The 12,947-nt window shown below is 33.5% G+C and carries 13 protein-coding genes; 4 read left to right on the top strand and 9 right to left on the bottom strand.

All coding sequences use genetic code 11. The features are described 5' to 3' along the window. Nucleotides 1-13 precede the first annotated feature (13 nt). From WD048_01790 to WD048_01770, 5 genes are all read right to left on the bottom strand, one after another. Nucleotides 14-535 carry a GNAT family N-acetyltransferase gene (locus WD048_01790; protein ID MEX0810917.1) on the bottom strand — a complete coding sequence of 174 codons (522 nt, stop codon included), beginning with the start codon at nt 533-535 and terminating at the stop codon, nt 14-16. Beyond that, on the bottom strand, nt 522-1,247 hold the full coding sequence (locus WD048_01785; protein MEX0810916.1) for a glycosyltransferase: 726 nt from the start codon (nt 1,245-1,247) through the stop codon (nt 522-524). The genes WD048_01790 and WD048_01785 overlap by 14 nt, the downstream gene beginning before the upstream one ends. Continuing rightward, on the bottom strand, nt 1,248-1,490 hold the full coding sequence (locus WD048_01780; GenBank protein ID MEX0810915.1) for a phosphopantetheine-binding protein: 243 nt from the start codon (nt 1,488-1,490) through the stop codon (nt 1,248-1,250). Beyond that, on the bottom strand, nt 1,487-3,040 hold the full coding sequence (locus WD048_01775; GenBank protein ID MEX0810914.1) for an AMP-binding protein: 1,554 nt from the start codon (nt 3,038-3,040) through the stop codon (nt 1,487-1,489). Before WD048_01775 ends, WD048_01780 begins: the two co-directional genes overlap by 4 nt. 191 nt (nt 3,041-3,231) lie before the next feature. Next, entirely contained in the window at nt 3,232-4,551 is a 1,320-nt protein-coding gene (locus tag WD048_01770) for a hypothetical protein (protein MEX0810913.1), read from the bottom strand. 448 nt (nt 4,552-4,999) lie between these two features. On the opposite strand from WD048_01770, the gene WD048_01765 reads away from it, so the two are divergent. From WD048_01765 to WD048_01755, 3 genes are all read left to right on the top strand, one after another. Then, nucleotides 5,000-6,130, top strand: coding sequence for an aminotransferase class V-fold PLP-dependent enzyme (locus tag WD048_01765; protein MEX0810912.1), 1,131 nt, complete (start codon nt 5,000-5,002; stop codon nt 6,128-6,130). Nucleotides 6,131-6,373: 243 nt separating this feature from the next. Continuing rightward, nucleotides 6,374-7,420, top strand: coding sequence for a monodechloroaminopyrrolnitrin synthase PrnB family protein (locus WD048_01760; GenBank protein MEX0810911.1), 1,047 nt, complete (start codon nt 6,374-6,376; stop codon nt 7,418-7,420). Between the two features lie 138 nt (nt 7,421-7,558). Beyond that, nucleotides 7,559-8,596, top strand: coding sequence for an RluA family pseudouridine synthase (locus WD048_01755; GenBank protein ID MEX0810910.1), 1,038 nt, complete (start codon nt 7,559-7,561; stop codon nt 8,594-8,596). Nucleotides 8,597-8,602: 6 nt separating this feature from the next. Here the strand turns inward: WD048_01755 and WD048_01750 are convergent, their stop codons facing one another. Further along, nucleotides 8,603-9,019: an energy transducer TonB gene (locus WD048_01750; GenBank protein ID MEX0810909.1), complete on the bottom strand. Its 417-nt coding sequence runs from the start codon at nt 9,017-9,019 to the stop codon at nt 8,603-8,605. Nucleotides 9,020-9,022: 3 nt separating this feature from the next. Further along, a complete protein-coding gene (locus tag WD048_01745; protein MEX0810908.1) occupies nt 9,023-9,412 on the bottom strand; it encodes an energy transducer TonB in 390 nt (129 codons plus the stop codon). Between the two features lie 128 nt (nt 9,413-9,540). Here WD048_01745 and WD048_01740 point away from each other — a divergent pair, with 128 nt between their 5' ends. Continuing rightward, on the top strand, nt 9,541-11,229 hold the full coding sequence (locus WD048_01740; GenBank protein ID MEX0810907.1) for a S41 family peptidase: 1,689 nt from the start codon (nt 9,541-9,543) through the stop codon (nt 11,227-11,229). Between the two features lie 59 nt (nt 11,230-11,288). On the opposite strand, the gene WD048_01735 is transcribed toward WD048_01740, so the two are convergent. Next, entirely contained in the window at nt 11,289-12,095 is an 807-nt protein-coding gene (locus WD048_01735) for an NAD(P)H-binding protein (GenBank protein MEX0810906.1), read from the bottom strand. Beyond that, the gene (locus WD048_01730; GenBank protein ID MEX0810905.1) at nt 12,092-12,943 is read right to left on the bottom strand and encodes a hypothetical protein; all 852 of its coding nucleotides are present in this window, start codon (nt 12,941-12,943) and stop codon (nt 12,092-12,094) included. Before WD048_01730 ends, WD048_01735 begins: the two co-directional genes overlap by 4 nt. Nucleotides 12,944-12,947: the final 4 nt, after the last annotated feature.

The raw sequence follows: 12,947 nt of genomic DNA, 5'->3' as shown, positions 1-12,947 counted from the left end.
AGATTTGCAATTATCAATTCCCGAACAATTTCTTTTTAATTACAGATTGATTGTTGTAAAACTGCTTCCTGCTTATTTTAGAATTCATAAGCTCTGTATTTATTGGAGTAAGCCCAAACCCTAAAAAGCGATACAATTGAATGGCAGATTTGTTTTCTGCTAAAACCACAGATTCTAAATGATTTAATTTCAGATCATTAAATGCCCGCTCTATAAGTTTATATACTGAAAATACAGCCACAGGATGATTTCTGAATTTAATATTTCCTATGAAAAAACCCGGTTGGGCTGTTTTTTTCTTGTAATCTATATTAACTAAGCTTGCACAACCAATTGCTGTGTTTTCATAATAAACGATATAATAAATATTTTTGCGCTTATCCAATTCAGCAAACCACTTTATTTGCTCATCTGCTTTTATATGATTTTTATTGACAAGAAATTGTTTGACCTCATCAGTATTTCTCCAATTCCTTAACATCTCCAGGTGCTCTTCAGATAAATCCGCGAAATGTATATTGTTATAATAGCTCATCTGCTTTGAATTTCTTGAGGTAATCAGACGAAAAATTATTGGTATTTTGTTTTTTTAGAAAATTAAAATGTAGATAATGAAACAGAAAGGTTGATAAAAAGTAAACCTTTGAAAAGATATTGTACCGACTTTTGGTATTGTTAAAATGCAGTACATCCTGAAACTGATATCTGCTGGTGTTGTGAAAAAGTATTATGTCGATAAAAAGCAAATTAGAATAGTAATTTTCAATTCTACCAATCAGTTTTTTATGAATTATTTTATGATTTGTACTATAATTGTCAATTTTTAGCAAGCGTTTTACCAACTCATTAAATGCCAGTCTGACTTTGCTTTTGCGGCTTTTATCGTAGGTCATTACCAATAATTCATTCCCGCTATTTTTAAGAATGTGAAGGCATTTTTCAATTTCTACACAAGGAATGCTCATATCATCATCAGTAGTTACAGCAAATATGTTTTGCGAATAAGTAAGCCCAATAAATGTAGCCTTGTGTTGCCCCAGATTTTTATTTAGCCTTACGATTGAAATTCTTTCTGAGTGCGTTTCTTTTATCTTCAATAGCGTATTCCAGGTTTCATCCTCACTACAATCATCTATTAGAATGATTCTGCTATTTATAAATGCTTCTAAAAAAGCTGTAACAGTATTTTCTATATGTTTATCAGCATTAAAAACAGGTATTACAATATCGATATAGTCACTATTCAATCAGCTCTGTTTTTGATTTTTTTGAATTAACTTAAAAAGTTCTTCGATTGAATGTGAAGCTTTTAATTGCTCAAAACTTATTTCAATTTTATAATGCTCGCTAATCATGTTTAAAATAAAAACTGCATTGATGGAATTCCATTGATCTAGTTTTTTTATGTCAATGGCCGGTGAAAGATCCTCTATTGAAACATCTTCTAACTCATAAGATATCAATTCTAAAAAACGATTTAATTCATTCATAAAAACTCGATTTCAAGATTAATATACTTATCTCGAATAAAACTTCTCCTTTGTTTCATATTGTGTGTGTACTCGCCTGAATCAGGACTCCATTTATTCTCTGTGATAATATAGCCCGAAATCTTTTCATTATCAATATGCTTTCGATTCAAAGCTAAAATGTGATTTTTAATTTCAGATGTTTTTAATTCATTTGATTTTTCTAAATGCAGGTTGATAATAGCAATTAATCTGTTGTCTTGAAGTGTTAATATACATTCGTTTACAGATTTCAAGTCCTTTATCTTTTCTTCAAGTGCAAATGGATCAAAAAACCTTCCATTCGGTAATTTGAAATAGTTGTTTTTTCTCCCTTTTAGGGTAAGATAACCTTCATTATCCAATTCACCTAAGTCACCTGTTTTAAAATAATCACCCTCAAAAAAAGCTGAAGTTTTAATTTTAAAGTAATTTTTAAATAGGGTAGGGCTTTTTACCATTACTTCGCCTTCATTGTTGATTTTAATTTCTACATAGGGCAATATTTTTCCCGAGGTACTTGGCTTGTTGTGATGTATGTTATTTGCTGAAATTCCAAGACATTCAGTACAGCCATAAGACTGTAATAACAGAATGTCCGTTTTTTCTTTGAAGAATTTAATTATAGATTCATTGAGTTGAGCACCTGAACTTGAGATTATCTGAAGTTTAGGGAATACTTTATTTATTTCTTTTTTATCAACCTCAATATTTCTGAGCAAAGTTGAAAGAATTGATGGAACAATCGTGAAAAATGTTGGTTTAATCTGCTCAATGTATTGCAATAAATTTGGTCCCGGATCAATATAATTCACTTGTTTTCCATGCGCTTGATAATAATAAGAATGACTTCTTTCAAATCCGTGACAAAGTGGAAGAAAGCTTAGCATATTTGACCCGGCAAAATCACCATAAGTATTGTTTAGACTTTCAGCATAAATCAAAAAACTTGTGTGGCTTATAGGTACACCTTTAGGTTTGCTAGAGCTACCTGAAGTATATAAAATTGAGCAGATCGATTCATTAGTGATATTCTTTTTTCTTCCTTCTAGTTTGTCTTTTAAAATTGTAGATGTCTTATCGGGGATGTAATCGTAAAATTGATTGTTATTTACCAGTATTATATCCTGTAAATTAGGCAGTTTGTCTTTTAGGGAAAGAATTTTGGAATAGATTGATGGTTTAGAAACAAATAATACTTTAACTTTTGATTGACTTAAAATGTGTATTATATTTTCTTCAGAAAAAGTAGGGAAGATCGAAACATGCACAGCGCCTGATAGCACTACCCCCATATCAATTATATTCCATTCTTTTCTGTTGTTTAAAATAGATCCAACAGCATCTCCAATACATATTCCTGAGGAAATAAATTTTTCAGCCAGAAGATGGCTCAGTTCGTAATATTTTTCGTAGGAAATAAACTCCGTTTTTTTGTTTGACAAACGGCTGAAAGCTATGTTTTTACTGTTCTTGAAAGGCTCAATAAGGTCAAATAATCTTTGCTGCCTACTTGGAATTTTATTATTCATGGACGAGACATGAGATTTTGTTAAGGGTAAATATAGAAGTAATAAAATTATCAGTAGGATAGTATACTGTATCTGAATTAATTTTAAAAGTGCATAATAAACTCATGTAAAATGGGGCTTAATTTTATTTGATTTGCATTTTGCAAATGCACTTCAAATGTAAAATGCAGGTTTATTGAAAAGTTGTTTACTTATTGAATCATCTCGATTCTGAATTTATAAATATCAGTGTTTTCAATGTTTTTAATAGGTATAAATTCAATTTTAAAATCATGAACCCTATTTAGGTATGCTTTGTAAAAATCTGTTATGTAATTGCTGCCATAAACAGCTCTTTTATTTTTGATTAAATACTCGAATCGATGTTTTAGACTTGCATAATTTTCACCAAAAGTTCGCTCTTTCTGTAGCTGAAAAATATTAGTATGATCGTATTGTCTGAAACTTATGCTGTTAAAAATAAAACTTGCATTGGGGTGAAACAACTCAACTGGTAAGATTTTCCAGTCAAATATTGTCAATATAAAAACTTCTTCTTCAGTTTTAAAATCATTGTATATTTTATCAGAATTTAGCTGTAGGTTTCTTTTTTTATTTAGTGTAGGTTGAATATTCGTGATATATAGCAATAGGCTACAAATAAGGAATGTCATTCCAAAAATAACTTTAACTGTTTTTTTCATTTTGATATTTAAATAAATGTACCAAATAGAAATAAATACTCCTGTAGTAATGTATGGAGCAATAAATGATTTAGGAACCTCCCCCATGAGGGCCAAAAATGGAATAACAGCAATGTAACACAGAGTAAAAAGTATGATTTTTAATAATTGAGCTTTTACTGAAAGGGAAATATAAATAATGCTAATAAAAAGAATGATAAGTACCGGCCAGTAGTATTCAGTGAATATTTTGTAACTTTCTATAAGTTGATTGGTGTATATGGAAAAAAAATCTGAATTTTTCATTATGTATTCACTGAAAGTTTTGTGCTTTAATACTTTTGAAAAATCAAATTCTTCTATATTTAATGTAGGTTCATCCAGAACAAATAAAGCTCTGGCATACATTTTCACCTCTTCATTTGTTAAAGTATTTAAGTTATTTATGCTTGAAAACCTGAAATCTCTCCTGTCGTCAAGTGCCTTTTCAATTTTAATATAATTATAAGCTGTGTTATTATAGGTGTAATTGCCCCAAAGAAATACGGAGTAGAATACAGCACATATAATAACTGCATTTGCACTGTGTAGTATTTTCTTTTTTGAAAAAATAAGACTATAAATAAACCCAAGTATAAAAACCACCATAGCTATTTCTATCCTGTTTATAACGGACAATACAACTAAGGTGTAAAACAATAATAAATTTATTTTCTCACCTTTTATTTTTGATACAAAAAGGTACATTAAAGTAGCAAAGGACAATAAGAAACTGATCCTTACATTGTTAATGAAAACCATATTTTCAAAATATAGTAAAATGCATATTCCCAATAAGAATAAATGCATGACTGTTTGTTTTGATTTGCTAATAATGCAATAAAACATTATCCAAAACGAAATCAACACAAAAAAGACTTTAGCTAAACTAAATACAGAAATATTTGATGTTTTTTGCTGTAGGAGCATGTATAACTGAAAAAGTCCAAAATCATTATTAGATATTGCCTTAAAATAAGTGTTTAATTCTGCCGCTGAGTAAATTAAATAATTACTGATAGGTTCGTAAGAATCAAAATAAGTGTTAAAAAACACATGAGTAAATATCATTAAAAATATCGAAAGGATTCCCGAAAGAAAGAATGAATTATTGGCGCACATGTATTATATAAGATTAATCATTTTGTAGTAGGGAAATTATGACTTTATAAATTTAAAATTGCTTATTGTACTGTACCCAAATTCGTTTTCAAACTTAGGTTCTAAAAAACTATTTTTACAAAAACATTACTCATTGATGAAAATCCCATTCAATATACCATATACCTGCAATGATAGCAGTAATAATGTAGAATTTCTTGTTAAAAATCCAGAGACCATTAGTGATTGGGTATTTACACAAAAGTGCAAAGAATATTTTAAACAGAAATACCCCGAATACACTGCATTTATGACCAGTTCCTGTACAAGAGCAATGGAATTAATTGCTTTGTCTATTGGCATATTACCGGGCGATGAAATTATTATGTCCTCTTATAATTTTGTTGGTGTGGCCAATGCTTTTTCAAATTACGGTGCGGTATTAAGGTTTACGGATATTGATCCAGAAACCATGAATATTCCCCCTGAGAGTATAAAAAATTTGATAAACAAGAAAACACGAGCTGTAATTGTTATGCATTATGGAAGTGTGGCTTGTCAATTGAACAAAATAAAGCAAATTTGTGATGAATCTGATGTGCTGTTAATTGAGGATAATGCACAGGGGATATGCGCAAAAACGGATGATGACAGATTGCTGGGTAGTGTGGGTGACTTTTCCTGTATCAGTTTTGATACATTGAAAAATATTGGTTGTAGCGAGGGAGGTGTATTATTATGTAAAAATAGATATGTCGATAAAGTAAAAATATGCTACGATAATGGGACCAACAGATCTGCTTTTTTCAAAAAAAAAGTAAATGCTTATGAATGGATTGACAGTGGTTCAAAATTCAATATGCCTGAGTTCAATGCTGCTGTTTTATATCCTTTATTAATAAAAAGCGAACAAATTATTGAAGAGAGGAAATTGAAATGGAATACTTATTTCAATTTAATGCTCGAAAATCCAATTCTAAATAAATTGCTTCCTAAGCATCAGGCTGATTACAAACACAACGCTCACATTTTTTTCTTGAAATGTGAAAACAAGCGACAAAGGGATGCTTTAATGTCTTACTTAAAGAAAAATGGAATAATGAATTCATTTCATTATACACCATTGCACAATTCTATTCGCGGCAGAAAATTAAATTGTAGCATTGATAAAGATGAATACACTACATTAGAAAGCAATAAACTATTAAGATTGCCTATTTATAATACTATTTCTGATGAAGAGATAAAGTATGTTGTAAGTAAAATCGAAGCATATTTTACTCAATAATCGAGATTTGAACCTGCCCGACTAAGCAGGCGGGTGCTCCGAGGCTTGTCTGACGACAAAGGCAGGCTTGCCCCAGGTTGTTTACTAAATAATAAAATACACAACGCTTCCAAGTAAATAATCTTATTATATCACATTGTGTTTGGGCTTAAATTAAATGTGAACTCAGGTAGCTTTTCTTTTAATTAAATTGGTGGAACTAGATGCTTAAAATGATTAAGTTCGTATAATAATGGTTTGAAAATGATAAAATACAGTGCAGATTTACATTTAAGAGTTTCTGTATTGGATCCTTTAGGTTTCGATCCTTATGTTGACATGTTGCATGATTTGAATCAAAAGGAAAATTTAAAGGGTTTAATTGAGTTAACTTCTGATTTATTACCTTCTCTTAAATTTATACAAAGTCTTGATGTAGAAAACAACCTTGCAGCAATGAGGGATTTGGGTTTTCTGATATCTTCAATTAGAAAATTAGGAGTCCAACCGGTTAAAGTTGTTTCAAATTTAGAGACTATTTTACTCCAAATTGCAAAAAATACGGCTTTGCCACCACGGGAAAGTTCCTACCATTATGGTGTGTGGAACCCTGCAGGAAGCAGACAAAGAACTTTCACAAAATTAGAGGATGAAATAGGCTTAATAAATGGCGTGAGAAATACAATACCTTATTTTGAGAATATTGCCTTTGATATTTTTAAACTTTTAGAAACAGATAATTCTGATTTTTCAATGCTTCTATCTAACATAGAATCCAATTTTGAAAAATCCGTTTCTGCATTTGCACAATCCATGAGGCTTATAGACCCCTGGGTGTTTAGCAATCGATTGCGCCCCTATTTTGACCCTGTGGAAGTTGGAAACAAAGAATATATAGGCCCGGGAGGTGGGCAAATCCCATTATACCTTGTTGATAAAATGTTATGGTTTGATAATGATGATGAGATATACCTTAAATTTACCAGAGAGTGTAATGCGTATATGCCAATTTATTTAAGGGAAATGTTTGATGAAATTGAAGATAAACCTTCACTGTTAAAAAAAGTGAGTACAGCATTGACTGATCACTCTAATACTGTTGATGGTAAGTGTTTAGAGCAAATAGACAATGTGTTCAAGTTATTGTATAAATTCAGAAAACCACATACAAGCTTAGCGAGAAAGAGCTTGAGTAAGGAAAATAGGGGTAATTATGAAACAGGTAGTGCAGGCTATAAATTTTCATTCGTTGAGCATGTTTTGAGATTGAATATCGAAAAATACGAAAGTTTTAAAAATCAATTTAGCTGACGGTATAGTATTCTAATACATCAGTAAAAAGCCTTTCTATAAATAAATTATTATTTATTGTTTTGTGTGTAGGCTGGTTAAATTTAAGCCCAATTAATGCGCATTACAGAATAAAAGTATGCAATCTGAAAAATAAAAATGGAAGAAAATACAGGTAATGATATTGAAGAGTCAGAAGGATTGTATGAGCAGCACCGCTTTAAAGCCGATAAAGGTCAGGAACCGATGCGCATTGATAAATTTCTGCACAACCGAATAGAAGGTATTAGTAGAAATAAAATTCAGAATGCAGCGAAGGAAGGACAGGTTTTTGTCAATGGAAGTGTAGTGAAATCCAATCACAAGATACAGGCAGGAGATGATATCAGGATTATGCTGACTACTCCTGCACGGGAATTTAAACTGGAGGCCGAAGACATCCCAATTGATGTAGTTTATGAAGATGAGCATCTTGCAGTGGTCAACAAGCCGGCTGGACTTGTTGTACATCCCGGTTCGGGAAATTATACAGGGACACTTGTCAATGGACTTTTGCATCATTTTAATGAATTGGCCATGAAAGCTGACCGAACTCGCCCCGGCCTGGTACACCGCATCGATAAAAACACCAGTGGACTGCTTGTGATTGCCAAAACAGAAAGGGCACTGACCCATTTGTCAGAGCAATTTTTTGAAAAGACCACAGAGCGTAAATACCACGCATTGGTTTGGGGCGATTTGCCCGATGATGAAGGTAAAGTTGATGTGTTCATTGGCAGAGACCAACGCTATAGAAAAAAAATGGCGGCCTATCCTGATGGTGATTTCGGAAAAGCAGCTGTAACGCATTATAAAGTTCTGGAGCGCTTTGGCTATACCACATTGATAGAATGTGAACTGGAAACAGGACGCACGCACCAAATACGCGTGCATATGAAGCACCTCAACTGCCCACTTTTTAATGATGATACTTATGGAGGCGACAGAATTGTCAAGGGAACCATTTACAGCAAATACAAGCAGTTTGTAGAAAATTGCTTCCAACTGATGCCCCGGCAGGCATTGCACGCAAAGAGTCTGGGTTTTGTACATCCCGAAACGGGCAAGGAAATGTTATTTGAGTCGGAATTGCCCGAGGATTTTACTGCCGTTTTGGAAAAATGGCGCGGCTATTATAAGTATGCGCTGAGGAAGTGAGTGAATCTATTTTCCTTTTCTCTTCTTGTTTTTAGGGGTTAATCTTTCAAATGGAATCGGTAATACATATTGCACGATCACCTTTTTCCCTAAATGTATGCCCGGTTTCCATTGCGGCATTTTTTCAATGTGCTCAATGGCTATAAGTCCCAGTTCATCATTATCGGTTTGGTTTTTCACACCTATGTTTTGCACATTTCCCGCAGTATCTATTTGGAACTGAATTTGTATCTGATTTTTAAACTCTGGGGATTTGTATTTTTCGGGAAAAGGAACTTCATATAAATATTCATAGAGTGCCATTTCACCACCCGGATATTCGGGCATTTCTTCTGCAATAGTATAGATTTTTTGAGCTGTTACATCAATGGAGAAAATCCATAAAATTAAAAATAAGACGAAGGTAAACGGCTTGCTTAACATGATCTACTCCTTTCCGGCTTCGGCTTGAAATTTATAGGGAACCACATATTGTACAATCACCGGCTTGCCCTTTTGCCGGCCTGGTTCCCATCTTTTCATTTTTCGCACATGCTGCACTACGCTTTGTTTCAGCGCTTCATCATCAGTTTCAGATTCATTGGCTATAATTACTTCTTGTACCTCGCCTGTAGTATCTACCAGGAATCTTACATAAAGTGTAAAATCCTTTTCCAGTTTTTTAGGCTTTTTGAGCTTCCCCAGGTATTCCAGCAGTTTTTCCTGCCCGCCCGGGTATTCTGGCATTTGTTCTACTTCGGCAAACACTTCCTGGGCAAATGTACTACTACAGGAAACCAATATTGCCAGGCTAATTAATAGGAGTATACGTTTCATTTTTAAAGTTTTTGATTGATGTAATAAATTTTCTAATGCATATTCCGGCTTTAAGCACAGGTTTTTAAAAGAGGTTTTGATTAATACTACAATGTAATGTTTTGTTTTATTAACTTAAAATCAATTTAATGTACTTGTTCGATATCAAGCAAATGTCAGGATTTAGGGAGCTATACTTTTTGATAATTCTGTGGATTTTAATATTTCCCTTTCAGGAGAACCATGCCCGAGAGAGGAATGACAACACCGATCATATTGCCAAATACATCGAGTTTTGGGGAATTTTAAAATACCATCACCCGGCAGTTGCAGGAGGTAAAACAAATTGGGATGCTGTATTTCTTGAATATTTACCAAAGCTTGAAAATGCCAAAAATACAGTAGAATTGAACACAGTTTTATGGCAAATGCTCAATTATTGCAATGACATTAAAAAGCCAAAAAACAAAAAATTTAAAAATAAGCGAGAGTTGATTGTACTGAATTCACTCACTTTTGAAAGTGGAGACACAATTCTTGATGCTAAAATTGAGAAACTGGTCCACAGTTCTGTAAAAAAACAGCATTATCTCATTGCTCCCTTTACCAATGGTGTAATGACTCTGATCAACGAAACGGAGCCGCAGGAAGATGTGCGCCAAAATAAAGCGGTGCAATTGCTTGCCTTTGCCCGGTTCTGGAATTTGATGAATTGGTTTTATCCCTATAAATCTCTTTTGGACTCAGATTGGAATACCGTTCTTGAGACCTATATTCCAAAAATACAAGCCAAAGCAAAAGCAGCGGGTTATGATTTTATAATGCGCGAGTTTGCTGCAAAAATTAGGGACACACACCTTGTTTTCAAAAGTTCTATGCTTGATTCGATTTTGGGATATTCACAGCCGCCATTTTTCACAAGTATTATTGAAGGCAAATCTGTAATCACCTGGTTGGACACTAATGATAGCACTGTGGATGAAAAACTGGAAATAGGTGATGTATTGTTTAAAATTGACGAAACTCAAGTAGATTCCCTTTTAGAATATTATAAAAAATATGCTCAGGCTGCCAATAAAACGGCAACAGATAGAAATCTGAATTACTATCTTTTCAATGGAAATCGTGATTCGGTTAGCATTGAAGTGCAAAAGACTGATATGTCTATCAGAAAATTGGTTTTAAAAAATAAGAAGGGATACAGTTCTGAAAGAATCTACGACCAATCCTTACTTCCTTCTGGCAACTTGTTCAAAGTGAACGACACTTGTCTGTATGTAAATGCATATCAGGCCAATAAAGAAAAATTAATGGAAATGTTTGCTGATGATAGCAGCATCAATAAAATCATTATCGATTTGCGCAATTACAGTTATGAGAGGGAAAATTACGAGACTTATAAATATTTGCTGAATATATTGGCAGCTGATAAAAACTTATTTTCCAAATTATACATGCCTCTTTGGGAAAAACCTGGAGCATTTTTCATGCAGGAAAACAGATTGGAAAGCTATAAAAAAAGTAGCTTGAAAAATTTGAAAAAGGTGATTCTCGTAGATGAATTTATACAAAGTGGAGGTGAGTTTAATTGTATGCGATTTCAGAGTCTTTCCAATACCACTACTATAGGCACACAAACAGCGGGAGCATTGGGAGATGTAATTTGTTTGCCTATGCCCGGAAATATCAAAATTTATTTCACACGATCAGTGGTTGCCTATCCCGATGGAACTTATATTTATCCCAATGGTGTGAAAATTGACCATAAAATAAATAGAAGTATTTCGGGCATTAGAGCAGGAAAGGACGAAATTCTGGAAAGGGCAGTGGCTGAGTGAAGGCTTCTGTTCTGGTTTTCGCACTACAGAATGTCCAAAATAGATTTTCAGGGCTAAAATCAAAGCGCATCCAAGGGATTGGCATAGACAAACCGGTAATTCAGTAATTTCTTCAATTTTTCATTGCTGACAATTTTATGTGGCTTGCTTTTTTCGGCACTGAAATGGGGGAGGGGCCAGCCATTTTTCTCCGCCATCACTGTGTAAAATTCTTCTCTGCTCGGATGTATATCACTACAGGCATTCATTATTTCAGGGAAAAGATCTTTTTGTATGAGCGCATGAATAATATCGATACAATCCTCAAGATGAATCATATTTACGGGCTGATTGCCATTGGGCAAATCCTTTTTTCCGGCCAAATATTTCCCTGGTAGGCGATCTCCTCCAAATAATCCAGCCAAGCGCAGAATGCTAGTTTTAAATCCTTGTGATTTGGTAAAAAGCTCTTCCAGAGCCAGCATTTCAACTCCCGAATGTGGACTTTTAATATAAGTAGCATCCGATTCTTTAACAATGGAATTGTTGCTGGAATATACAGAAGTGGCACTCGTGTATAGAACACGTGAGACCTTTTTTTCTTTTGCTTCTGCTATGATTTGCTTGAGCGGCAATTCGGGATTTTCTTTAGATGCAGAAGGGGGAATGCAAACGATCAAAAGATCACAGTCTAAAAAATCCTGCCATTCACCATTAAAATTGGCACCAAGCTGAATCAGGTTGGCTTGAATGCCTTTGCTTTGAATTGCTTTAAGTTTTGAAGCCGTGGTTGTACTTCCTTTTACTTTATATCCTTTTTGTACTAAAAATTCTGCTAGGGGAAGTCCCAGCCAACCACAGGCTATGATGCTAATTTTTTGTATCACTGAATATTTGGTTTTCCCCACTTAAAATCTGCCAGCATATAAAACAATGAAAGCCCCACCAAACCAATAAATGATTCTACAGGACTAAGTACATGATAAACTGCCCCGGAAAACTTATGTGTAATCCAGAATTCACCTCTTTCTTCCATTTGATTTAAAATCAGCCAGGTTTGTTCTGTCTGATTTTCAGGATAAAATACAATAATGCTGCTAATAAGAAGTATTGTCGTAAGGGCAATGTAACCTAAGAGTAATTTAAAATCCCAGCGTTTGTATATTGCTGTGGCACTCACATTGTGTTTTACACCACTTATCCAAAGAATAATACACAATAAGGTGAGCCCAAAAATATTCATAATGATATCGTTGAACTCAAAATATTCTACATATCCGGGGTACAAGACCTGGTATTGGTACCATTCGTCAAGTAGCATAATAGGCAATGATAGTACCACTGCTGCTCCTATTTTTCTGCTAAATGGGAACAGTAAAAACCCAAGAATGCCATACTGCAAAGAGTGTATGATTTCAATATTCATTTCAAACATAAAATGGAAATGAATAAACATTAGAATCAATGTGCTTCCCAGGAAGAAAAGTTTTTTGCCAAGCTCATTTTTATTATTTAGGAGCTTAAAAACCACATAAACAATTAACAATACGCCCAATATTAAACTGCCATAGGCTACTATTGTATTGTAAAAATCCATACCAAGGGCATTCATTACCGCAATAGATTGCTGCACCATAAAATCATGGAGAGAAACAATTGTTATTGTGTAGATTAAAATTAGAATTAGGTTTAGAATTGGCCGACTTTCAAGGAAGGATATTAGTTTTTCAAGCATTCTA

Source organism: Chitinophagales bacterium, from assembly GCA_040877935.1.
Lineage (GTDB): Bacteria > Bacteroidota > Bacteroidia > Chitinophagales > CAIOSU01 > JBBDNB01.
Note: the sequence above shows the minus strand (reverse complement) of the source record. Positions and strands in the feature narration are given on the sequence as shown.

Coding starts and splice junctions, on each gene's coding strand:
- WD048_01790 (MEX0810917.1), bottom strand. CDS start 535: ATGAGCTATTATAACAATATACATTTCGCGGATTTATCTGAAGAGCAC.
- WD048_01780 (MEX0810915.1), bottom strand. CDS start 1,490: ATGAATGAATTAAATCGTTTTTTAGAATTGATATCTTATGAGTTAGAA.
- WD048_01775 (MEX0810914.1), bottom strand. CDS start 3,040: ATGAATAATAAAATTCCAAGTAGGCAGCAAAGATTATTTGACCTTATT.
- WD048_01770 (MEX0810913.1), bottom strand. CDS start 4,551: ATGCATTTATTCTTATTGGGAATATGCATTTTACTATATTTTGAAAAT.
- WD048_01765 (MEX0810912.1), top strand. CDS start 5,000: ATGAAAATCCCATTCAATATACCATATACCTGCAATGATAGCAGTAAT.
- WD048_01760 (MEX0810911.1), top strand. CDS start 6,374: ATGATAAAATACAGTGCAGATTTACATTTAAGAGTTTCTGTATTGGAT.
- WD048_01755 (MEX0810910.1), top strand. CDS start 7,559: ATGGAAGAAAATACAGGTAATGATATTGAAGAGTCAGAAGGATTGTAT.
- WD048_01750 (MEX0810909.1), bottom strand. CDS start 9,019: ATGTTAAGCAAGCCGTTTACCTTCGTCTTATTTTTAATTTTATGGATT.
- WD048_01745 (MEX0810908.1), bottom strand. CDS start 9,412: ATGAAACGTATACTCCTATTAATTAGCCTGGCAATATTGGTTTCCTGT.
- WD048_01740 (MEX0810907.1), top strand. CDS start 9,541: ATGTACTTGTTCGATATCAAGCAAATGTCAGGATTTAGGGAGCTATAC.
- WD048_01730 (MEX0810905.1), bottom strand. CDS start 12,943: ATGCTTGAAAAACTAATATCCTTCCTTGAAAGTCGGCCAATTCTAAAC.